The organism is Microbulbifer echini, from assembly GCF_041447225.1.
GTDB lineage: Bacteria > Pseudomonadota > Gammaproteobacteria > Pseudomonadales > Cellvibrionaceae > Microbulbifer > Microbulbifer echini.
Genome location: NZ_JBGMEL010000008.1, coordinates 181,470 through 205,219, shown reverse-complemented (window position 1 = coordinate 205,219; position 23,750 = coordinate 181,470). Strand labels below are relative to the sequence as shown.

Genomic DNA, 23,750 nt, shown 5'->3' with positions numbered 1-23,750 from the left:
TTTGTTTTTTTATTGAAAGGTCGAATTTTCTTGTGTAGGTTTGTGCCGCAGTTGTAGACCAAGCGGTAGTTGTAATAGATGGGTTTTTCTCAGTCCAAAAGGAGTGTGGACACAGGTCTGTCTGCCTTCCTATTGGTGGCACGTTTCCACCAAGTACCCGCCGATGCTGATCAGTTACGCCATGAGTTTTGCTCTGGTGAAACATCCTTTTCTGAAGCAGAGATTCTTCGGGCGGCAAAGTATCTTAAATTTAAGGCGCACGCCTTCAAGACTTCATGGGAGAAGCTTTCTAGTCTTGCCTTGCCTGCTATTGTGTCGTTGAAAGATGGTACTTTTGCTGTATTAGCCGGCGTTCAAGAAGGCAAAATTCTTATTCATTTTGGGCGCGGCGGCCAGCCTGAGGAGTTGGAGAAAGAGGCTTTTCTCTCTTTGTGGGACGACCGTGTTATTTTGCTTGCAAAACGATCATTGTTACCGGGGAGTAAAGGAAAATTTGATATTAGCTGGTTTATTCCGGCAATCCTAAAGTATAAGCACTTACTGAGAGATATAATAGTTGCCTCCTTCTTTATCCAGCTTTTTGCTTTGATTACGCCTCTTTTCTTCCAGGTAATGATCGATAAGGTGCTTGTACATAAGGGGGTGACAACACTGGATGTGCTGGCCTTTGGCTTGATTGTCATATCCGTATTTGATGTGTTACTGAATGGCTTGCGTAACTATATATTTACTCATACAACTAACCGAGTAGACGTCACACTTGGGGCAAAGTTGTATCATCACTTGACTCGACTGCCGATTGCTTATTTCTTGGTTCGACAGGTGGGTAATACGGTTGCCCGGGTACGCGAACTGGACACAATTCGTAATTTTATTACGAGTTCTGCACTAACTTTGGTGATCGATCTATTTTTTACCATCGTTTTCTTTGCTGTTATGTATTTCTACAGCCCCACATTGACATGGATAGTATTGGGTTCTATTCCATTTTATGTGGCGCTCTCTGTCTACATTACCCCAATTCTACGAAACCGTTTGGATGAAAAGTTTAAGCGGGGCGCTGAAAACCAGGCATTCTTAACCGAGTCAATAGCCAGTATTGAAACGGTTAAGGCAATGGCGGTAGAGCCGCAGATGCAGAAGCGCTGGGAAGAGAATCTTGCGGCCTATGTTGCTGCATCTTTCAAAGCAAGCAATCTTGGGAATATCTCCGGTCAAGTTGCACAGCTCATCAATAAGATTGTAACCGTGTTGATTCTATGGGTTGGCGCCACTCTGGTGATGAGCAATGAGCTCAGCATTGGGCAGCTGATCGCTTTTAATATGATTGCTGGGCGAGTAAGTGGCCCTATTCTCAAGTTGGTTCAACTTTGGCAGGATTTTCAGCAGGCTGGGATATCCATTGAGCGGCTAGGAGATATTCTCAATACCCCAACGGAGCCGGGCCACAATCCAAATCGAACAACACTACCAAAAGTTAATGGTCAGGTCACATTTGACAATATTTCTTTTCGTTATGCACCGGGTCAGCCACAAATACTTCGTCAGCTTTCTTTGGAGGTAAGGGCGGGGGAGGTTGTTGGTATTGTCGGACGTTCGGGGTCTGGTAAAAGTACGCTCACTAAGCTTGTGCAGCGTTTGTATGTTCCGGAGAGCGGTCGTGTGCTTGTGGATGGTATTGATTTAGCACAGATGGAGCCATCTTGGCTGCGCAGGCAGGTGGGTGTGGTTTTACAGGAAAACCGACTGTTCAACCGGTCCGTAAAAGAAAATATTGCTCTAGTTGACCCGAGTTTATCAATGGAAAGGGTCGTCCAGGCCGCAAAGTTGGCTGGTGCACACGATTTTATTGTGGAGTTACCAGAAGGTTATGACACCCCGGTGGGGGAGCAGGGTGCCTCTCTCTCTGGCGGACAAAGGCAGCGAATTGCGATTGCGCGTGCGCTGATTACCAATCCCAGGATCTTAATTTTTGATGAAGCTACCAGTGCTTTAGATTATGAGTCTGAACGTATTATTCAAGAAAATATGCGGCATATATGTAAGAATCGCACGGTCTTTATCATCGCCCATCGCCTTTCTACCGTTCGCCATGCAGATAGGATTATTGTCGTGGAAAAAGGAGATATTGTTGAAAGTGGATCTCATGACGAACTAATTGAGAAAGAGGGGTATTACGCTCGTTTGCATAGCTATCAAAACCATACCCCCAAGCTTAAGGCGGTGCCGCAAACTGGGCAACTGGAGGAGGGACACCTATGAAATGGTTGCCTGCATCCCCAGTTAAAGAGGCGATTTTAAGTGATAAGGAAATCCATAGCTTTCGTCCTGCGGCGATTGAGGTCGAGCAAACGCCCCCTCCGCCTTTGGGGCGTGCAATTATGTGGTCCATTGTCTTGCTGTTTGTTATCGCGATCCTTTGGGCCTGCTTTGGTCGCATTGATATTGTGGCCACGGCTCAGGGCAAGGTGATTCCCAGTGAAAGAGTAAAGACTATCCAGCCGCTGGAAACGGCCGCGGTAGCGGCCATTCATGTAAAGGAAGGGCAGAAAGTGAAGGCCGGTGACCCATTAATTACTCTAGATACTTCTATAACTGCCGCAGATGTTCGTAGGCTTAATCAGGAATGGCGGGATGCCGCTTTGCATCGCAACCGACTGGAAGCCCTAACGAACTGGTTTTCCTCTGAGCGTCAGTCATTGCCCAGCCTTTCTGTACAGCTTCCAGGGCTCGCTCCCTATAAAGGAAAATATGAAGTGCTATTGCAGCAGGAGGCAGCAGAATTTACTGCAAACCTCACTTCTCTTCAACGAGAGTCGGTACGCATGGCCGCTGAATACAAAATGACAGAGGCGGAGGTTACGAAAAATAAACGCCTGCTAGAGGTGTTGAATGAGCGAGTCAACGCCTATGAAGTTATGCAGAAGAAAAAGCTTGGGGCTCGCATGGAGTATTTAGAGGTAAAGCAGAGCCAAATTGAAGTAGAGCAGGATATCAGTATTCGGCAGGCGAGCCTGCTTCAGTTGCAGGCCTCCATGGCTGCAAATGAAGCCCAGCAAGAAGCGCTTCTACATCAGCAATATAAGTTAGCTCTACAACAATTACACGATATTCGTACTCGAGAGGCTTCTCTCTATGAGGAAAAGCTTAAAGCGGAGCAGCGAAGCAAGCAATACCATTTAGCCGCCCCAATTGATGGCGCAATACAGCAGCTAGCCATACATACGATTGGTGGTGTGGTAACTCCCGCGCAAGAATTAATGCTGGTCGTTCCTGATCAAAGTGATATGGAAGTCGAGGCTTATATTCTTAATAAGGATATAGGGTTTGTTCATGAGGGACAGTCGGCAGAAGTTAAGATCGATACCTTTAACTTTACCAAATATGGGGTAATTGATGCGGAGCTTGTGGATCTTTCTGATGATGCTATTCAAGATGAGCAGCTGGGGTTGGTTTATAAGGCGCGCTTAAGGCTGCAGCAAAAGGGGCTTGCTGTAGATGGTAGATTTGTCAGGCTTTCACCAGGGATGTCGGTAATGGCTGAGGTTAAGACTGGCAAGCGAAGAGTTATTGAGTTCTTTTTGGCGCCGATGCTTAGATATAAAGAAAGTAGTTTAATGGAGAGGTAAGTGTTGAGTTTTGACGTTTTGTTGGGGTGAAATTTTTAATTTTTATGTTTGGGGCGGATTTGTCTAGTATAAAAAACCGTAATTGGATTGCAGGCAACTGTGGGATTCTTGGATTTTCTATTGTTCCCCTTGTGCCGGCTTCGGTCTTTTATTATTGCGTTTTGGGTTTGTGGCTCTAGGTTGAAGCGATTAAATCATGATAGATCTTTTGTTAGTTTTCAAAGTTATATTTAGCTATCTTGTTTTTTGTTGGGGTCTATTGTGCTCTTTGGCTCATTGATGTTGAAATTGATGCTGGTTCGAGCAGAAAGTTGAGGTTATTTGAGGGCCTTAAAGATAGTCTAATTTTTTCATTTTCTTGCTGTATTGCCTGTTCATCTTTTTCTGTGTTTATTTGCATTGGTTTCTAGAGTTTTTTGTTTGTTTTTAAAGGGAGTAGGTGGGTGAGCATTAGTTTCTATGATTTTTCAGGTGATGATCGATTCTGTAAAAGTTTACATTGGAAGAGTGACGTAATTTTTTGGAATGGTTAACCATGTCAATATGGGTGCTAATTATAGTTTTCTAAGGAAATATCAGATGGGAGGATGTTTGGCAGGCTCTACAGTGATTAGTCTGGTTCAAAGCTTATAGTTGAGGAGCTGGAGGGCGCGATGTGTTTCAAAAAACACAAAAGAGCAAATAAGTCAGGCTCATAATGATTTGGTAAAATGTACAAATGTTTGATGTTGCTTAGGAGTGTTTGAGATATTTTGCAGATTGTTGCGCTCTAAAGCCAATGATAAAAAGTAGGTTTCATAATTCCGGACAGTTATGTGTAATGTAGAGATATTTTGTTATCCCAGCAAAAGAGCTAATGTTGGTTATTCCGAAGTAAGGTGAGGTGGGTGTTGAGCTATTTCATTCTTAATGAATAAATAAGATTTGCAAGTGAGAGGTGATCGGCAGAAATTAAGATTGACATATTTAATCTTGCTAAAGCCAGAGTTGTTAACGTAAGGTTTGCAGTTTTCTCGATAGGTGCTATTTAAGAATGGCATCTGTGACCGGTTTACAGGGTGTGCCTAAAATTATAATAAAATAAAGTTCAGCAGATGGTATGTTTGTCAGGCTTTCGTTGAAGATATTGATGGCGGTGGAGGTCATGGCTGGTAGGGGAGGAATTTATGTTTTTTATCTTTCTTTGCTTTGGTGTAAATAAAGTCCATTGATGGAGAGTTAATGTTCTTGGCTTCTGTCTTTTGGCTTGTATTTTGTAATTGATTTTAAGGGGAAGTCTATGAGGGGGGGGGTAGTCAAGTTGTTTTTAGTTTGCATTTTTTTGTTTGTAAGTCCAGTTATTGTGCTGGCGCAGGATTTGGTAAAGTGCAATAAAGCAACGGTAAATGTCGGCATATATGATGATCTTCTATTAGGTGAAATGTATGGGTTTTTATTTCTTCCAGGTTCAAGCTTAAAAAAGAAAGCTTTTAATGATTTTGTCGAAAATATGTTATCCCGGATCTCAGATGAATATTCTAAGGAGGTGTGTTACGTCAAGGGCGAAAGCGACCCTTTGATGACGGTTTCCTTCATTGATAGACCTTTAGCGGTTTGGGATTCAGAATCCTTTAGGCGAAGAATTGCCGCTGCGAATAAAGAAGGGTATGAGAGGAGACTTGCAGAGCTTGGGGGTGCACAGTTTATTGATCCTCCGTCCGAAGTGATGCCAGATGAAGACTATCTGTGTAAGGTTACATCGCCATGGGTGCATGTTGGCTCATTCTACGATAAAAGTGGAGATAAGAGATTGCATGTAATAATAAATAGATCTGAAAGGCAGTATATCTTTGATCAATATACGTTGGCTGCTGGAAGAGATGTAGGTTTAGATCGGTTAATAATTAAATGGCATGAATATAGGTCGTTTTTAAACTATTTCGCTAATGGCTGGCATCGTTTTTCTATAAAAGAGAAAGAGGTCTATTTTTCGAAAATGATACCGCTAGATCTGATTTGGTTGTTTTCTACTTCTCCTAATGCAGGGGCTCATGATTCAAGTTTTCCAGATTTGGGGCAGGTTTTAGAGCACTCGTTAAAAGTTTATCCAAATTTAACTGTTAGTCTAATTAATATTTGCTTGAAGGGAGATGAGTTTATTGATTTAAAGGTCGATAATATTTTGGATGCTAGTGGATATATTAATGTGGGCTCGTTCAAGGTTGATCGAGGGCTTTAATGAATAGTATTTGTGTTAATTAAGGATTTTAACGTGTCATTTCTTGAGTTTAAAGCAAGGCTAAGGTTAAACGATTATTCTGAATCTGATAAATCAATAATTTTAGGTGCCCTTGAAAATATATATAACGGATCAAGCACTTTACGAAGTATGTTTGATGATTACTCTGAGCTTCTCGTTGAAATTGAATATGTGCAAGATGCAGCCAGGGTTCGAAGCGGGGTGGTTCAATTTGATCCTAGTGTAGCAGGCAATGATTTTTCATATATCACCTCCGAAGGTAATGCGGTCGCATTCTCTGTTGAATCGATTCTAGTACATGAGCTTGTACATCTTTTTGGCGAGGTTGTCGATAATTGGGATAGTCAGTCGGATTATCAAGGGGATACTCTAAGAGCGGAGGCTGCCATCTATGATGAGCTTGGAATACCCAAGCGTTTATCTTATTTAGGTGCTGATAACACTGGTTCAATAGTTGCAGGCCAAAACTATACTGATGGGCAGGAAATTGATCGTGCAGTAATTGTTCCTTTTTTTGATCCAGGTACTGATGGGCACTATGTGGGGTGGGACTCTGCTCCTGCCGGCGATTCTAGGGATCTCTTGATTGGCAGGGGCACAGATAGGCAAGTTTTATCATCCGGAGATGGAAATGACTTTTTATATGGTTTAGGTGGGAATGATTTTCTTTACGGTGGAAAGGGCGAAGATAAGCTTTATGGCGGTGATGATAATGATATTTTGTATGCTCAGGATGAATTAGATACGGGCGATACATCAAAAGATGAACTTTTTGGTGGTGCAGGAAACGATAAACTTTATGGAGACAGTGGAGATGATCTTCTTGATGGAGGAGAGGGCGCTGACATCCTAGAGGGCGGAAAAGGTGATGATATTTATAAGGCTGATGATGAGGATGAGATTACTGATGAAGATGGAAATGGAAGTGTTTATTTAAATAATCAGCTTCTTACTGGTGGGTCTCGAAAGGAAGATGATCCTGAAAATGAATATAAAGATAGTCGTGGTAATGTATATGTCTTGAGTGGTAGTACTTTGACTATCAATGGTGGCCTTAAAATTCATAATTATGATAAAGACAACAGTTCTTTGAATATTGTCCTTGAAGATGAGGAGGACGATGATGAGCAAGAAGATGAGACTCCAGATACCGATGATGCGGAAGATACAACATCACCTATCGTTATAGATCTGGATGGTGATGGTATAGAGACTCTTGCCATCGGTTCCAGCTATTTTGATTTAAATGGTGATGGACTGAGTGAATTGTCCGGCTGGATTAGCCCGGATGATGGATTTTTAGTATACGATTTAGACGGTGATGGTCGTATAACAAGTGGCGCGGAGCTATTTGGAAATCACACTATTTTGGATAATGGTGAAAAAGCAGAGCATGGATTCTTAGCTCTTACAGAGTACGATTCCAATGGCGATGGTGTTATTGATGCTTCCGATACCTCATATAGTGCATTGCAAATATGGCGAGATATCAATGGCAACGGTATAAGCGATGCTGGTGAATTATATAGCCTATCTGATAGTGGAGTGCTATCAATAGGTACATCCTATATGGCGTCTGATTTAATAGACTCTCACGGCCATGAGCATAAGCAGATTGCAACCGTTATGCTTAGTGATGGCACTGCTTCAACTGCAGCAGATGTATGGTTTAAAGTCGACTCTACTCGCCGCATAAATAATGGTGTAGTCGAATTGTCATCTGATGTGCTATTTATGGCTAATGCGAAGGGTTTTGGTAATGTACATGACCTTCATCAGGCCATGTCATTAGATCCTGAGTTAAAATCCCTTCTGGAAGAATATATTTCTGCCCCTGATGAAATAAGCAGGGATGCCGCTTTGGATAATTTGATTTATCGTTGGGCTGGCGCAGAAGATGTTGATCCCTACAGTCGAGATCCTAGCAAAATTTATGGTCACGTAATGGATGCTCGCCAGCTTGTGACTTTAGAAAATTTGGTGGGTCGTCCTTACATGGGCACTTGGTGCTGGGGCGAACGTGACCCAAATCCTCATGGGCAGGCTGCTCCCATTCTGATTGCTGAATATCAGGAATTTAAACGATTTACAGCTGCGCAAATCCTTGCACAAACAGAGTACGCCGAGGAGCTTGACATTATTCAGTCTGCCTTTGGTTCAGATGCTCACTCGATCACTGTCGATTGGGATAGCTTGCAAGGTCGCCTAATGACAATGCTTGAGAATGGTGAAAGTGAGCGTATTGCTGGCATTATTGGTGTTCTTACGGACTTGGGCACCTATTCTCCCAGTTACCGAGATAAAAGGGATGCGGCTTTCCAGGCGATCGCAGCTACCAGTGTTGACCTAGCTCCTTTCTTTGACTTTTCATCAATGATTGGTACCTCTAATAATGACTTTCTGAATGGGGTTGGTAGTGGCACTATATTTTATGGCCTTGAAGGAGATGATCGACTTTATGGATATAGTAGCGGTGATAGTTACCATTTTTCCCTTGGGTATGGTGATGATGTAATCCTTGATCGTGGCGGGCTTGATCAAATTGTCTTTGGTGAGGGCATTAGCCAGGAGAACATTGAATTTTCTAGAGACGCTACCTCGGTTTGGATTTCAGTTAAAAATCTAGATGGTAGTGATGCTGGCTCAGTACGTATAGATAATTTCTTTGATTTTGATGGCACCTTAGATTTTGGTGTGATTGAAAAAATATATTTTGCTGACGGAAGTGCATTAGAGCAGTCGGAGATACTAGATCTGTTAATAGCATCCTCTTTGACTGAAGATAGTGATTTAGTATTTGGCTCCACTACCAATGATACGATTGATGCTTTAGGCGGCGATGACAATATTCATGGTTTGGGAGGCGATGATCGTCTGTCTGGTGGTGAAGGTAACGATACTTTGCTGGGAGATGATGGCAATGATCTTCTTATAGGTGGGGCTGGAGATGACAGGCTTGTCGGAGGTCGAGGCAGTGACAACTATATATTCGAGGTGGGCCACGGTAAAGATGTAATTGATAATGCTGCTGAACCGGGAAACAAATTGGACCGGTTGGAGTTTGGTATTGGCATAGATCCAGGTTTGGTGGACGTAAAGCGAAGCGGCGATGATCTACTTCTTATTACCTCAGAGAATGATAGTGTTCTGCTAACTGATTACTTTAGGGGAGAGGCTGGTGATGGGACTGCAATTGATGAAATTGTTTTTAATGATGGAACCCTATGGACAATCGCAGATATAAAATCATTTGTTTTACAAGCTAGCACTGACAATGATTTAGTAGAAGGCTATAGCTCCGACGATGTTCTCAGCGGGTTAGCTGGTGATGATGAACTTTACGGGCATGGAGGTGCAGACACCCTGTCCGGTGGGGAAGGGCAGGACACCTTGTATGGTGGATCAGGTAATGATCAGCTATTTGGCAATGAGGGCAGTGATGTACTGAAAGGTGAGGAAGGTGATGACCTGCTTGAGGGCGGTGGCGAGCGCGATTTTCTCTATGGAGGTGCCGGTAATGATTCTATTAAAGGCGGTTCTGGCAGCGACCAACTAGATGGTGGGGCAGGGAATGACACTTTATACGGTGGGGAAGATAACGATTCTATTACGGCTGGAGCTGGTAATGACTTTTTAGCTGGGGGTAAGGGTAATGATCATCTAAACGGAGGAGCTGGTACAAACAGTTACTTATTTGTTAAGGGTGATGGCCAGGATACTATTGTTGACTCCTATGAAGATGTTGTAACCATCTATGTGTCAGAGCTCTCGCTGGAAAGTTTAGTTTTCCGCCGTAGTGGCACGAGCCTGCAAGTTACATTTGCGGATAGTCCAAATGATAAGTTGAGTTTACAGTCATTCTTTATTGATGAATTTCCAGTTGTCGGTATACGCATAGAATATGGAGCGGGCCAATCACTATCTATAGGTCCGGACCAATTACTATTACTCACCTTGGATGGTACCGAAGCTTCAGATCTTATTTATGCTTACTCTAGTGATGATGTCATTGAAGCGCTAGGGGGAGATGATATTGTTTATGCTGGTGATGGTAATGACACGCTGGCAGGCGGGGCGGGTGATGACCAATTGAGTGGTGGCGAGGGCAACGATATTCTCTCAGGCGATACCGGAAGCGATAATATTTCCGGCGGCGCAGGGGATGATATTTATCGCTTTAAGCGCGGTGATGGAGTCGATACTTTTAGTGAAACCTCCGGTGCAGATCGTGTGGAGTTCACTGATATTGCCTCGAGTGAAGTTTTAGTGCGTCGTCAAGCGGCCAATCTGGTCATTAGTATCCCCGGTTCTTCCGATGCAATTACCCTAAGTAATCAGTTCCTTGGAGAACAATTAACTGCTGCAAGCTCCAGCTTTGAAAGCGTTACTTTTAGTGATGGCGTAACTTGGGACTTTGAGGCATTGGTGGCCCAGGCAATAGCCGGTACTGAGAGCGCTGATACTATCCAAGGGTTTAGTTCAAGCGAGGTGATTCAAACCTTAGGCGGTGATGATTTGGTTAATGCCGGTGACGGAAATGACCAAGTTGAAGGTGGTCGGGGTAGTGATGAGCTACATGGTGAGCTTGGCGATGACACTCTGAAGGGCGGCGACAATAACGATACCCTGTATGGCGGTATTGGAGATGATGAGCTTCACGGTGATGCCGGAGAGGATGTCCTTGTCGGCGATAGCGGTTCCGACACTCTTTACGGTGGAACCGAGAATGACGACCTTTCCGGCGGAAGTGGTGAAGACACTCTGAATGGCGGAGAAGGCGACGATACGTTACGCGGTGGCCAGGATAATGACACCCTGTATGGTGATGCAGGTAATGACACCCTGTATGGCGATAGTGGCACTGATGAGCTTCACGGTGGAGAGGGTAATGATGAGCTATACGGCTCTGGAGAGCTCTATGGCGATGCTGGCTCTGATAAGCTCGAAGGCACAGGGCTGCTGGATGGTGGTGCCGATAACGACGAACTGTACGGGCTGGGTGCAGCAACATTAATTGGGGGCTCAGGAGACGATACCCTGGTTGCTGACACTGATACCTGGTCTGGCACGGCAAGCACTCTTGCGGGCGGGACTGGTAACGATACTCTGTATGGCTCATTCGGGGATGACATCTACCAGTTTAACCTTGGGGATGGTAAAGACACCCTGATCGAACGTCGTGAAGGTGAAAACTTTAGTAATGTTGACCCTTCAATGGATACATTGCAGTTTGGTGCAGGTATTAATTCTGCTGATCTGGAATTTATTCGTCAGGGAGATGACCTGCATATTCGCCATCTTAACGGCACCGATGAGATCGCTATTAGCAATTGGTTCCGCGAACCAAATGATCACTTCAAGATTAACCGCTTCGAATTTGCTGATGGAACCGTCCTTACTGATGCGGATCTTGAAACGCAGATGGTGACATTGGGAACCGATGGCGTCGACTCTTGGACCGGTTATCGTGACCTCAATGAAAAAGTCTTTGCCGGTGGCGGTGATGATAAGGTTTGGGGGCGCACGGGTAATGATGAACTCCATGGTGAAGCCGGAGATGATTACCTGGATGGTGAAGAAGGTGATGATCGACTCTTTGGTGGAGACGGTGTAGATAATCTGGTTGGCCGTGTTGGCAATGACTATCTGGAAGGCGGCCTTAAGGGAGATACTCTTCAAGGTGGCGAAGGTGCTGATCAGTTATTTGGTCAGGATGGTGAAGATAGTTTGTTTGGTGGCGAAGGCGACGATCTATTGGATGGTGGTGCTGATAATGACTACTTTGAAGCCGGAGAAGGTAAAGATACCTTGCTTGGTGGAAGTGGTGATGACCAGCTGAGTGGTGGTGCCGGTGATGATGAGCTGACCGGCGGCACTGGCAATGATACGTATGTATTCGGAGCTGGTGATGGCCATGACGTTATTCACAATAGTGACGGTGGTTCTGATGGTGTGTACTTTGCTAGTGGCCTAACTGAAGATCGCCTGACCTTCACACGCGATGGTGATGATCTGCTAATACTTATCGACGATGGTAGTAGCGATAGCGTCCGAGTTAAGAATCATTTCCTTGGTGGCGAAGCTTCAATTGATTGGGTACAACCATTTGGCACTTCGATGATTAATACCACTAGGATTAATCAGTTGGTAGCTGGGGAGCAAAATGGTGATTTCGATAACGTAATTACTGGTAGCAATAATGGTGAGCAACTGGGCGGCACTAATAATCAAGATCTTATTCAGGGGCTTGATGGTGACGACATTATCTTTGGTGCGGGAGGTAACGACCAAATTGAAGGCGGTGAAGGTGCTGACCAATTATATGGTGGTAATGGCAGTTACACCGGTAGTGGTGATGATGTAATCATTGGTGGTGCTGGTAATGATATTCTCATCGGCGAGGATGGAAATGATCAGTTGGTTGGTGGAGCAGGTGATGACCACTACTACTTTAAGGCTATTCCTGGGGTGAACACCATCGACAATAGTGGCGGTGGTACCGATGGTATCTTCTTCCTAGACGGACTCCAGAGGACACGCCTTAGTTACCACCGTGATGGCGATGATCTGGTGATATTGATTGACGAAGACTTGCAGCAACAAGTGCGAGTGACCAATCACTTCCTGGGTGGGGACTATGCTATCAGTTTTGTGCAGCCAACAGATGGAGGCTCCTCAATAAGTGCCGCAGATATTGACTCCATGTTAACAGCATTGCCCACTGATGCCGGCAATGGAGACGGAGACCAAGGTACTGATCCTGGCACAGGAGATGGTAGTACCGATCCCGATGAGGGCGATACCGGCTCTGGTGATGGCAATGGGAATACCGACCCTGTGCCTCAACCTGGGTTAGGTGGCAATGATGTACTCACCGGTACTGCGGGGGATGAGATACTTGTAGCTGGCTCCGGTGATGACACTCTTACGGGTGGTGCAGGAAATGATGTTCTCCATGGCGGTGAAGGGGATGATGTTTATATCTTCACCGGTGGGCAGGATGTCCTTGAAGAACTGGGAGGCGTTGATACTTTGCGCTTCTCGGGAGGCATTACTTGGAATGATGTCGCTTCAGGTTTAGTTGGGTCTGGTGATGACTTGATTTTGCGAGTTAACGGAGGACCGGATCAGATTACACTTAAGGATTTCTTCTTGGGAGGGGATAACCTAGTTGAAACCATTGAATTTGAAACCGGCGGCCAATTGACTGCGAGTGATATTTTTGGTGCCTTTGGGATGGCGATACCAACGCCTCAGGATATTTTTGACCAGATTATTGATGGCAGCTCTGGAAATGATAGTTCCTTAGATGGGACTGGTAATGTTGATTTAATCCGTGGTTTTAATGGTAATGATCAGCTCAATGGCGATGCAGGGAATGATCAGCTAGAGGGGGGGAATGGTTCAGATCAACTATCTGGTGGAACTGGCAATGACCTGCTAGTTGGTGGCCGTGGAGATGATGTTTACCTATTCAGTGCCGGAGATGGTCAAGACATTATCGATAATACCGGAGGGGGGGTAGATGTCCTTCGCTTTGAAGGTATTAGTTTTAACGATATTGCCAGTGGCTTTTTAAAATCTGGGGATAATTTGATCTTACAAGTGAGCGGTTCTAGCGATCAAATTACGCTGAAGGATTTCTTCAAGGGGGGAGATCATGCTATCGACAAGATCGAATTTTCCTCTGGCCAGGAAATATCTTCCGACCAACTCTTTGGGGTTTTCGGTATTAGCAATCCAGCCTCTCAAGGCTCCCCTGATTATAGTGGGTTACCGGATGAGCGCAGTTTTGGTACCTTGACTACTGGTAGCTCTGCAAATGAAGTTATCGTTGCCTCTTCAGATGCAGACTTTGTCGATGCTGGAGCCGGTGATGACCATCTGTATGGTAGTACTGGTAATGATTATCTAATTGGCGGAGAGGGCGATGATGTCTATCATTTTGCCGCTGGTGATGGCGTTGACACCATAAATAACTTCTCGAATTCTTCTGGTAATGATGAGCTACAATTTGCCGAGGGCGTTGATGAAGCGGATTTGTGGTTTAGTCAACAAGGTGATGACTTGGTTGTAGATCTGCTTGGTAGCCAGGATCAGGTTGTTGTACAAGATTGGTTTGCTAATACTTCAAACCAATTAGATAACGTACGAACTAACGATACCGTGATCTCTAATAGTGATATTGAGCAATTGGTTACAGCCATGGCATCCTTTGGAGCACCCTCTGGTGGTGAAATTACTTTGACCTCAGAGGAACAAGAGCAGGTTAACACTGCAATTGCTTCCAGCTGGCAAGCTAGCGCATAAACCCTAATAAATTTGGTGCTCCACTTCTGGGGAGCACCAAATCTTATTATTTAATTGAAGGGCCTACTCAGACTGCGAGTAGGCTTTTTTTTGTGTGAGTAAGGATGATAGGGGTGGGGATTTTTATTCTGCGAAAAGTGCAGAGATAAATAAGGTGAGGAGTTACCGGCTCTTTATTTTTTCTTAACAAGTAGAGTTTCTATTGCCTTCTTGCTAGTAAATAGCGCTACTTTTTACCCATCCGTTTTTCAACCTGCTTCTTTTCCCACTCGGGCCCAAAAATCGAAAATGGCTTAAAGGTGCGTATTGCATGGGAGGTGATGCCAACACCCCAGCCCAGAGCGGCCCAAAGGGACCATAAATATTCTGGGGCTAGGATTAAGTTGGCGAGAATAAGGCCAGAAACGATCACCAGGTAAGTGATCAGGTGCTGATAAAAGCCTCTGAGCTTTCTGACATGCTCGATGGCTTCTCTCTCTTTTGCCGATGTTTGTTGCTCGGGGTGCATCTTATTGATCTCGTCGGATTGGGTCATTAGAGGCCAAGGCCAATATTGCAATAATTTCTTGTAATTATTGTCAGGGATATTACCCACAGCTTGCCGTGGCAGGCAAGCATAAAGAATGTGATAGGTGTTGGGGTTTGTTAAGAGGAGGATGGATAGAGGCGGTGTAGTATTTGACCGGTTGTTCAGCGTTTGCTCAGGTGTCCGGTCGCCCGAACACCTGAAGCGCTCAGTTATACCGTGCTGTCTGGTTGACTTTGTGGGTGGGCTTCGATAAAGGCCGACAGTTCATTGCAAGTTGCAGCCATTGTTTGAATTTTAGGATATTGATTCATATCTACTCCAAAGCGCTCGGCATTGTATACCTGGGGCAGCAGGCAGCATTCAAATAGCCCAGGTGTGTCACCTGCGGCAAAGGGGGTCGGTTTTAACTGCTTTTCAAGGGCGGCAAAACCTATGTGAATCCACTGTTGGATCCACAGAATTTTTTGCTCTTCCGTGATTTTGAACTCAGAAACTAAATATTTGAGTACACGAAGGTTTTGCAGTGGCTGAATGTCGCTGGCAATACTCTGTGCGAGTGCGCGAATATACGCACGGGCTTCCGCTCCCTTGGGTAGTAATGCGGGCTCTGGGTGTGTTTCATCCAGCCATTCCAAAATGGCTAGTGATTGAGTGAGGCTGGTATCGCCGTCATTGAGGGTTGGCAATAGGCCATGGGGATTTAGTTTGCGATAGTGCTCACCGTGTTGATCGCCTTTTAATAGATTGACCGGGTGGTAGTCATAGCTGAGGCCTTTTAAATTGAGACCTATGCGCACTCGGTAGCTGGCGGAGGAGCGGAAATATCCGTAAAGGTCCATTCTCTTTTTCCCTTTATTTTACGCGTTATTCTGGCGGCAGCAGGGGGAGTTGCCGCTTACTGTATTGTTTCTGTTCTCTGGAGGCTATGGCGTCTTCCAGGAGTTAACATAATCCTCACACTCTATCGCATGGGCATCTGGCAATATATCCCAAGGAGATCGGCTATCGATCATTACGGCTACCTCATCGGTTGCCTTTCTCGCGTGTTTAGCGCCGGCGGCAAAGGCCTTTGGATGGGGACCGTGGGTGAAGCCCGTGGGGTGCAGAGTGAGCATGCCGGGATGGATGTTGTCGCGGCTGAAAAAGTTGCCTCGGTGGTAAAAAATCAGTTCATCATAGTCGTCATTGTTGTGAAAAAACGGCACCTTGAGTGCGCCGGGGTCACTTTCGATCGGGCGGGGTACAAAAGTGGCGACCACAAAGCCGGGGCCGACAAAAGTGGTGTGGGCGGAAGGGGGGAGGTGGTAGCGATGGCTCATAACTGGGCGTATATCACGCCAGTTCACCCTGACCGCTAGATTGTCCCCGGTCCAGCCGACGGCATCCAGCGGATTGAAGGGGTAGGTGATCCTGGATAGCTGTTGGCGGGCTTTAACCACCACCTGCCATGGTGTTTCCTCCTGTTGGGCGAGAAAGGCTTTGTCGATGCATGGAACATCCAAGATGGCCTCGTCAAAAATAGCATTGGGGCCCAAAATGCCTTTCTCCGGCAGCTGGAAATGGCCGCTGGTTGCCTCTATCAACAATAGTTCCAGGGGTTCGTCTCGCGTGGGGGACAGGCGCCACAGGGTACCGCGGGGGAGGAGTATGTAGTCACCATCGCGGATGCTTAAGTGGCCAAAATCACAGAACAGGTCTCCGCTGCCGTTGTGGACAAACAGTAGTTGGTCGCCATCGGCATTGCGAACCAGATGATCCATGGGTTCCCGGCAAGTCCACAGACTTATCAGGCTGTTCTTATTGCACAGGAGTGGTCTTTGATCCCAGGGGCTATTGCCTGAATGCGGGATCTTCGTACCGTCAAATGCGTGGGGCCGCATGGGCCCTGCAAACTCGCTCCAGCCAGTTGGTGGGTGGCTATGGTAGAAGTGCGTGCACGGGCCAAAGAACCCCTCTTTGCCCATCTCTCGCTCGAAGGTGTTGGGGGGGAAGTCCGCATGGGCCTGGCGGCTGGTCTTCCCTTCAACGCGGGGGAAGCGGATCCACTTGTTCATTGGCGGCCTCGCTTCTTGCTAACCGGGCACTTGGGGTGGGGCAGGGAACTGAGCGCCCCGCTGTTTGATCGCACCTGTTTTTTACGTTTAAACGGCATTGGATTAACCAGAATGGCGTAAAAAACCCTATACTGTGCGACCAATTTCGTCCGGTGCCCCAGGAATTCCCAGTTCAAAAAATGCACATACAGTGGTTACAATTGAAACCAATGTTAGTTAAATTGGGCATCTGGTACAACCGGAGTTCGCAGACAGGCAGGTGTGAGAGCAGCCATGACTAATGACCACAATGCACCGCAAACGGTGATAAAGCAGGATGAGTTGCGCCTGGAAAAATTCTTGCCATACCGCCTTTCGGTACTCTCCAATCGTGTGAGTAATGCCATCTCACAAGCGTATGGTGCGCGTTTCCATCTCACCATTCCCGCTTGGCGTGTAATGGCTATTCTCGGGCGATTTCCCGATATTTCTGCCGCAGAGCTGGTAGAGCAGACGGCCATGGACAAAGTGGCGATCAGCCGAGCGGTTTCCTCCCTGCTGAAGAGCGACTACGTCACCCGCAGAGAAGATCCGGCCGACCGCCGCCGCCAAGTACTAAACCTGTCAGAGCAGGGGCGCGAGGTATATGCGCGCATAGTGCCCCTGGCCCAGCAGTATGAGAATGATTTAATCACCTCACTCTCCACAGAGGAGAGGGAACAGTTGGATAGCATTATTGAAAAGCTGATGGTTCGCGCTAAAGAGTGGTCCGAGCGCGGACTGATCGACGAATAAATAGCATAAATAAGGAGTTTTCAGATGTTTCAGCATTTAGGCAGCCTACCGCCCGACCCAATTCTCGGCCTGCTGGCCAGTTACCGAGCGGATGAAAACCCCAGCAAAATCGACCTTGGGGTAGGGGTCTACAAAGATGAGGCCGGCCACACGGCGGTTTTGCAAGCGGTGAAAGAAGCGGAGACCCGCCTCCTGCATAGCGAAGAAACCAAAGCTTATATCGGCCCCGCGGGCACACCGGGTTTCAACTCGGTGATGCAGGAACTGGTCCTGGGCGCAGGACACCCGGCACTGGTTGGCGGTCGTGTGCGTTCCGCACAAACCCCCGGTGGTTGCGGCGCCTTGCGTGTCCTGGCGGAATTGGTTCATCGCGCGAAGAAAGGCGCTACCGTCTGGGTCAGCGATCCCACTTGGGCAAACCATGTGCCTTTGTTGGGTAATGCCGGCCTGCAGATCAAAAGTTATCCCTATTACGATCGCGCCACCAGCTGTCTGCAATTCGACAAGATGGTAGACACCCTGAAGAATGTGGGCGAGGGCGATGTAGTTCTATTCCACGCTTGTTGCCACAACCCCTGCGGTGCAGACCTGTCCCGCGAGCAGTGGAAAGTGCTGGCGGAAATGGCCCAGAAGCAGGGTTTTACCCCGTTTATTGATATGGCGTACCAGGGCTTCGGTGAAAGCTTGGAAGACGACACCTACGGCCTGCGCCTGATGGCGCAGTCTGTACCTGAAATGCTAGTGGCAGCCTCCTGCTCCAAGAACTTTGGTCTCTACCGAGAACGCGTCGGCCTGGCCATGGTGATTTATGCCGATGCTGAGAGCGCCGATAAAGGCCACAGCCAAATGCTAAGTGCGATTCGTGGGAACTATTCCATGCCACCTTCGCACGGTGCAGCGATTGTGGAATCTATCCTTACAGATGCGGGCCTTAAGGCGAACTGGGAAGCGGAGCTCACCGAAATGCGCGAGCGCATCAACGGGCTGCGCGCCGGCTTGGTTGAGGGCCTGGCTGCCGCCGGAGCCGCAGGAGATTTTAGTTTTATCCGCCAGCAGAAGGGCATGTTCTCCTTCCTGGGCATCAGCGCAGAGCAGGTGGAAAAACTACAGAAAGACTATTCCATCTATATGGTGGACTCCAGTCGCATCAGCATTGCCGGCTTGAGTTCCAACAATATGGAATACTTCTGCAAGGCGGTTGCCAGCGTGCTGTAAATTCGGCACATTTGGGGGTGAGCATTGTGCTCACCCTTTAAGAGTTATCCTTAGAAGTAAGAGTGAAAGATGGAAGTTGAGCTAGGAGTCCAAGTGCCTGAATCCCCTAACCAAATCTGGACCCCACAGAGTTGGCGAAACTTCACCGCGCACCAGCAGCCCAAATACACCTCCGCCGAAGACGTCTCCCAGGTAGCCAAGCAGCTCGCAGGCCATCCACCTCTGGTGTTTGCCGCTGAAGCGCGCGAACTGCGCCGCCAGTTGGCCCAGGTGGCAGAGGGAAAGGCATTTCTGTTGCAGGGTGGTGATTGTGCGGAGTCTTTTGCCGATTTTAATGCCAACCGGATTCGGGATACTTTCAAAGTGCTGCTGCAAATGGCCGTAGTGCTGACATTTGCTGGCAATTTGCCCGTAGTCAAAGTGGCGCGTATGGCCGGCCAATATGCCAAGCCACGCTCCGCGGACACTGAAATAGTCGATGGTATTGAACTCCCCAGCTATCGTGGCGATATCATCAATGGTATCGACTTTACAGCGGAATCTCGCCAGCCAGACCCCCAACGCATGGTTACTGCGTATAACCAGTCGGCGGCCACTCTCAACTTGCTGCGCGCTTTCGCCCAGGGCGGCCTCGCCGACCTGCACCAGGTACACGGCTGGAACCTAAGCTTCCTACAAAATAATCCCCAGCGTGAAAAGTACGCGCAATTGGCAGAGCGTTTACAAGAGGCCCTAGAATTTATGGCGGTGTGCGGGGTTACTTCAGAAAATACCCCCGCGATACGTGAGACCGTACTCTATACATCCCACGAAGCGCTGCTGCTGGAATATGAGCAGGCTCTGACGCGCACTGACAGTCTCACCGGCAAATGGTATGACTGTTCTGCACATATGCTCTGGATCGGCGAGCGCACCCGCCAGCTGGACGGCGCTCATGTGGAGTTCCTCTCTGGTGTGTGCAACCCTATCGGCGTAAAAGTGGGCCCAGGCATGAAGCCCGATGAGTTGATGCGTTTGATCGACAAGCTCAACCCAGAGAATGAAGCGGGTCGACTTACGCTGATTACGCGTATGGGGGCGGACACTCTTGCCGATAAACTACCGGGCCTGGTGCGTACCGTCCAAAAAGAGGGTCGCTCGGTTGTCTGGAGCACAGACCCCATGCACGGCAATACGGTTAAAGCCGGCAACGGTTACAAAACCCGTGATTTTGATAAGGTTTTGCGAGAGATTCGTGATTTCTTCTCGGTGCATTGGTCTGAGGGAAGCCACCCCGGCGGTATCCATTTGGAAATGACGGGCGAACACGTCACTGAATGCACTGGGGGTGCCTGGAAAATTTCTGAAGCCGATCTCGCCAGCTGCTACCGCACCCAGTGCGATCCACGACTCAATGCCGATCAGGTTTTGGAGTTGGCCTTCTGTGTGTCTGAATGGTTGCGCGCAGGGCGAATAGCCTAACGGCATAAGTAAAACGCAAAGTAAAAAGTGAAACCCCTTCTTTGAGTTAACGCTTGGATAAGGGGTTTTTTCTTTATATAACTGCAAAGAATCAGGCCCCTTAAAAACCATTAATGGGCATCGTATCCAATGTAAATTTCAGTGCCTATTTATAAGCGTGTTGAGCTTGATTTCCTTACTTGGTGACAAAATAGTTACGGTGGTTTTGGTTATTGTGACGATTGTTTCTGAAAAATATGAAATTCAAGGGAAATATTTCTTAAAATCAACTGGTTGAAGCGTATAGAAATAAATGTGATTGTGAGCATGAAGAACCCTTTTCTAGGGGGGAGGGCAACGGTGGTACCAGTTGACCATATCTAATTGATTCTTTAAAGAAGGTTAGGGGGTGAGGTACAAGTTTACAGCAGTAATAGTAATCACGAGAATAAAGGTTCGGGTGATCACTATTAAGCTGGCGATCCTATCGTTCCGTATAATGTCCAAATCGATATTATTGATGCAAGAAATTTACCCGCTACCGTCTAGGAAGAAAAATACTGAACGGCTTTAAATTTTGGAAGAAATTAGAGTCTAAAGAGGAAATTGCATGGACAATGGATATTTCTAGTCGAGGTGTATTAAATTGGATTAATGCTTATAAGGCAGGCGCTTTCAAAGTATTGGCTGTTAAAGCACGGCCACCTGGAAGGTATGAATCAGAGGCTAACTGCGGAGTAAAAAAAAGCTTTAATACATCACGGATGAACAGCCAGATCAATTCAAACTCAAGGATGTGTTGTGGCCACAATTGGCTGTCATGGAGTTGATCGAATACGAATGTGGAATAACAATACTAATTCGCATCGCTGATGGTTACCTGAAACGTCGGAGTTTTATGCCTCAGAAACCCGCTAAACGGGCCTATGAGTAAAACCCAAAAGCGGTTAAAAAATGGATGGAAGAAGGTATCCAGGTATTTGGCAGCGTGCGAAACCAGTAGGCACAGGGGTTTAATAAGCGCGACTGTGTACCAAAAGGAAAAACGCCTATTGTAAAGCTGAATACAAAACGTACTTAACCCAATAAGCTCTCCGCGATTACAAGTTAAGGAGCCGTGCGCTTTCAATTTTGCAAAGGAAGTATAAATGGTGACAGATAGATTGATATTCTCAAACGATGTATCAGAGCAGAAATCCCGCAAACTTAATCTCATCCTGGATAACCTTAGAGTGCATCATGTTTGATTCGCTAAAGCTTGACTGAAAGAGCTGGAGGCTGAAATAGAAATAGTGTATTTGCTGGCACATTCACCTGAGCTGATCCTAGATGAGTACCTGTATTGCGATCTTAAAGAAGGCGCTCACAGTGGGATGCCAGCGCGATCCAAGGAGAAGCTGAAAGGGAAGTGCTTTACCAGATGAGCATATTTCAAAAGAAGCCTGAGCGTGTAGTATGCTAATTCCGACATGTATCAATTAAATATACAGCATGGGTGAACCATTTATTCTCCGGGTTAATTACAAGGGCCACTACACAGTAGCCCTTGTCCCCGGTTAAACAATCCCAGCTCTAAATGAATATTTCTTGAAGAATAATTAAAAAATATCATCCAAATGTTGTAAAAAAGGTACTACGGTCAGGTCACGTACAGTAGGCGTCATATCTCGATCGATAGTAATATGATTCAAGTCGACCCATTGTTGAGCATACCACCCTAAACTGACATCCGTTGCCGAATAAACAAAAGAGTGGACTCCAGTAAATTCAATCACCTCATCACCTCCTGCCAGTTGCCGGATATATAGGTTGTCTTTATAGGGAAACTGAGCATCCAGATCAGTATAGTAACTCAAATAATTTGAATTCACTGGACTGCGGAAAAATGAAGAGGTTACTCCCATTTCATTTTGGTCCCACTTACAGACACCATCAAAACTGTGAACTATAGTTCGAATCTTACGAAAAGCAGGATCATCACGCAGGGCTTTAGCCAAGCGCATGGCCAGGCATCCACCTCTGGAAGATCCGGCCAGATAGATAGTTTCAAGATTGGACGCATAAGCTTTTGACTTTAGCCAATTTAGGTAAGCCCTCTCCATGCGAGACTTCTCACTGCTACTCACCATATAATTAAATTGGGTATCAAAGGCTACCGCAAAGAAAGTGTCGTCAGCCGGAAAATATTCTGAATCCAGTACCTGCCGAGCAAGGGAGCGGCCATCAACACTTCGGGAACAGGATCCCTTTGAGACTCCACAGTCTTTCTTATAGTTATCTTCCTGACCTGTTACAGAGCTCTCAGAACCGTATCCCGGTGGCTGTTGCCCAGCTGCAATAAACACCAAATTTCGCACATTTTCCCGCATCGGTTGCTGAATTCTGGCAATCTGAGTGTACAACTGATGCGTTTTACTCACACCTTCTTGATCCCAAACCTGATACTCGGGTTGAGTATACTGCTGTGTACACCAAAAATTTTGACAATAACGAACACGCTCCAAGTTCACTGAGAAATTCGATTTAGGTTCAAATGCTTGAGCTTGGATGGCGCCAAAAAAAATTGCCAAGTAGGTTATAAATTTTGTTAATTGAATATTCATTTTTCACCATTTTTATTTGATTATTTTTGTAAAAACTGGAGAAATAGCCCTCCTCTTCAGTCAAATAGAGCGACTCTTCACTTGATCACGTAGGATTCTAGCAACCCTAAAAGCCATTAAGAAGAAAAATCAATAAAAAATGCAATTTTTTAAAATGGATAATGACTCTCCCCCTAGCCCATAAAAAATGAATAATTACGGGATATGTATAATTTTTAAAGGCTGTTATTCAAAATAACTACATTCAACTCCGAGGTGCATCGGCTGATCATCTGGAAAAAGGGGCCAGCGGGGGGGGGTAATATCTGCTAGTTTTTCAAAAAATTTCTGGCTGGTTAGAGCTTGAGAAATACCTGCCCATCAGCGATGAAACTATTTATCTAGTTGTCTGGGGCAATAAGCATCGATAGGGACTTTGTACTAGAGCTCACGCCACAGGTTAGATCTTAAAACAAGTGAACGAATGAGTTACTAACTCGGAGTACATAAGGACCCCATCAGCATGGCGCTGGGGAACAGGCTGTAGATAATAAGTCTTGCATCGAAGACTGTAAAATTGATACCGCTAATGGTTTAGGTGATAGTGATATTCTGATTGCTATTATAGATCGTAAGAGCAAATTCACACTGCTCTCAGCCGGCTGGGTGAAAGAAGGCAGACTTGCTTGGTCGGTCTGCCATGACACATCTTAATCCCTAAAGGTACTTAAACAGCCCCGTCGATAGTGGCAAATAAATTACTCTGCACGAGAAGATTGGTGAGGCTCTGGATATGGAAATCCAATCTACACATTCGTATGCGTCTTGGGAGAGTAGACGGCCGTCGCTGTAGTCTAAAGAGTGATGTGATTTAGAGTTGAATACACTTTTAATTAATGCATTAACGGCCAGGCTTTAGAATTTGAGATTGTATTCTTAGTTGTAATTTTGAACGTTCATGTAGTTTTGGGTTTTTAG

Annotated in this window: 11 protein-coding genes; 7 read left to right on the top strand and 4 right to left on the bottom strand. The window is 46.2% G+C overall.

What is annotated here, in order from left to right:
• Positions 1–78 precede the first annotated feature (78 nt).
• From ACCI51_RS10125 to ACCI51_RS10110, 4 genes are all read left to right on the top strand, one after another.
• Positions 79–2,262, top strand: coding sequence for a type I secretion system permease/ATPase (locus tag ACCI51_RS10125; protein WP_371843483.1), 2,184 nt, complete (start codon positions 79–81; stop codon positions 2,260–2,262).
• Positions 2,259–3,629, top strand: coding sequence for an HlyD family type I secretion periplasmic adaptor subunit (locus ACCI51_RS10120; RefSeq protein WP_371843482.1), 1,371 nt, complete (start codon positions 2,259–2,261; stop codon positions 3,627–3,629). Before ACCI51_RS10125 ends, ACCI51_RS10120 begins: the two co-directional genes overlap by 4 nt.
• A 1,300-nt stretch (positions 3,630–4,929) precedes the next feature.
• On the top strand, positions 4,930–5,847 hold the full coding sequence (locus tag ACCI51_RS10115) for a hypothetical protein (protein ID WP_371843481.1): 918 nt from the start codon (positions 4,930–4,932) through the stop codon (positions 5,845–5,847).
• Positions 5,848–5,880: 33 nt separating this feature from the next.
• Complete coding sequence (locus ACCI51_RS10110; protein WP_371843480.1) at positions 5,881–14,178, top strand: calcium-binding protein; 8,298 nt, start codon at positions 5,881–5,883, stop codon at positions 14,176–14,178.
• Positions 14,179–14,404: 226 nt separating this feature from the next.
• Here the strand turns inward: ACCI51_RS10110 and ACCI51_RS10105 are convergent, their stop codons facing one another.
• The 3 genes from ACCI51_RS10105 to ACCI51_RS10095 all read right to left on the bottom strand — a co-directional run bounded on the left by ACCI51_RS10105 (position 14,405) and on the right by ACCI51_RS10095 (position 16,761).
• Positions 14,405–14,713, bottom strand: a complete 309-nt coding sequence (locus ACCI51_RS10105) for a 2TM domain-containing protein (protein WP_299587783.1) — start codon at positions 14,711–14,713, stop codon at positions 14,405–14,407.
• A gap of 203 nt (positions 14,714–14,916) precedes the next feature.
• Positions 14,917–15,546: a maleylacetoacetate isomerase gene (gene maiA, locus ACCI51_RS10100; protein ID WP_371843479.1), complete on the bottom strand. Its 630-nt coding sequence runs from the start codon at positions 15,544–15,546 to the stop codon at positions 14,917–14,919.
• 84 nt (positions 15,547–15,630) lie between these two features.
• On the bottom strand, positions 15,631–16,761 hold the full coding sequence (locus ACCI51_RS10095) for a homogentisate 1,2-dioxygenase (RefSeq protein WP_371843478.1): 1,131 nt from the start codon (positions 16,759–16,761) through the stop codon (positions 15,631–15,633).
• Positions 16,762–17,034: 273 nt separating this feature from the next.
• On the opposite strand from ACCI51_RS10095, the gene ACCI51_RS10090 reads away from it, so the two are divergent.
• The 3 genes from ACCI51_RS10090 to ACCI51_RS10080 all read left to right on the top strand — a co-directional run bounded on the left by ACCI51_RS10090 (position 17,035) and on the right by ACCI51_RS10080 (position 20,211).
• Positions 17,035–17,535, top strand: coding sequence for a MarR family winged helix-turn-helix transcriptional regulator (locus ACCI51_RS10090; protein WP_299587777.1), 501 nt, complete (start codon positions 17,035–17,037; stop codon positions 17,533–17,535).
• Between the two features lie 24 nt (positions 17,536–17,559).
• Positions 17,560–18,750, top strand: coding sequence for an amino acid aminotransferase (locus ACCI51_RS10085; RefSeq protein ID WP_371843477.1), 1,191 nt, complete (start codon positions 17,560–17,562; stop codon positions 18,748–18,750).
• Positions 18,751–18,819: 69 nt separating this feature from the next.
• The gene (locus tag ACCI51_RS10080; RefSeq protein ID WP_371843476.1) at positions 18,820–20,211 is read left to right on the top strand and encodes a class II 3-deoxy-7-phosphoheptulonate synthase; all 1,392 of its coding nucleotides are present in this window, start codon (positions 18,820–18,822) and stop codon (positions 20,209–20,211) included.
• 1,577 nt (positions 20,212–21,788) lie between these two features.
• Here ACCI51_RS10080 and ACCI51_RS10075 read toward each other — a convergent pair.
• Complete coding sequence (locus ACCI51_RS10075; RefSeq protein ID WP_371843475.1) at positions 21,789–22,793, bottom strand: hypothetical protein; 1,005 nt, start codon at positions 22,791–22,793, stop codon at positions 21,789–21,791.
• Positions 22,794–23,750: the final 957 nt, after the last annotated feature.

Excerpts from the sequence above, each read along its gene's own strand:
- ACCI51_RS10125 (WP_371843483.1), top strand. The coding sequence starts at position 79 with ATGGGTTTTTCTCAGTCCAAAAGGAGTGTGGACACAGGTCTGTCTGCC.
- ACCI51_RS10120 (WP_371843482.1), top strand. The coding sequence starts at position 2,259 with ATGAAATGGTTGCCTGCATCCCCAGTTAAAGAGGCGATTTTAAGTGAT.
- ACCI51_RS10105 (WP_299587783.1), bottom strand. The coding sequence starts at position 14,713 with ATGACCCAATCCGACGAGATCAATAAGATGCACCCCGAGCAACAAACA.
- maiA (WP_371843479.1), bottom strand. The coding sequence starts at position 15,546 with ATGGACCTTTACGGATATTTCCGCTCCTCCGCCAGCTACCGAGTGCGC.
- ACCI51_RS10095 (WP_371843478.1), bottom strand. The coding sequence starts at position 16,761 with ATGAACAAGTGGATCCGCTTCCCCCGCGTTGAAGGGAAGACCAGCCGC.
- ACCI51_RS10090 (WP_299587777.1), top strand. The coding sequence starts at position 17,035 with ATGACTAATGACCACAATGCACCGCAAACGGTGATAAAGCAGGATGAG.
- ACCI51_RS10085 (WP_371843477.1), top strand. The coding sequence starts at position 17,560 with ATGTTTCAGCATTTAGGCAGCCTACCGCCCGACCCAATTCTCGGCCTG.
- ACCI51_RS10080 (WP_371843476.1), top strand. The coding sequence starts at position 18,820 with ATGGAAGTTGAGCTAGGAGTCCAAGTGCCTGAATCCCCTAACCAAATC.
- ACCI51_RS10075 (WP_371843475.1), bottom strand. The coding sequence starts at position 22,793 with ATGAATATTCAATTAACAAAATTTATAACCTACTTGGCAATTTTTTTT.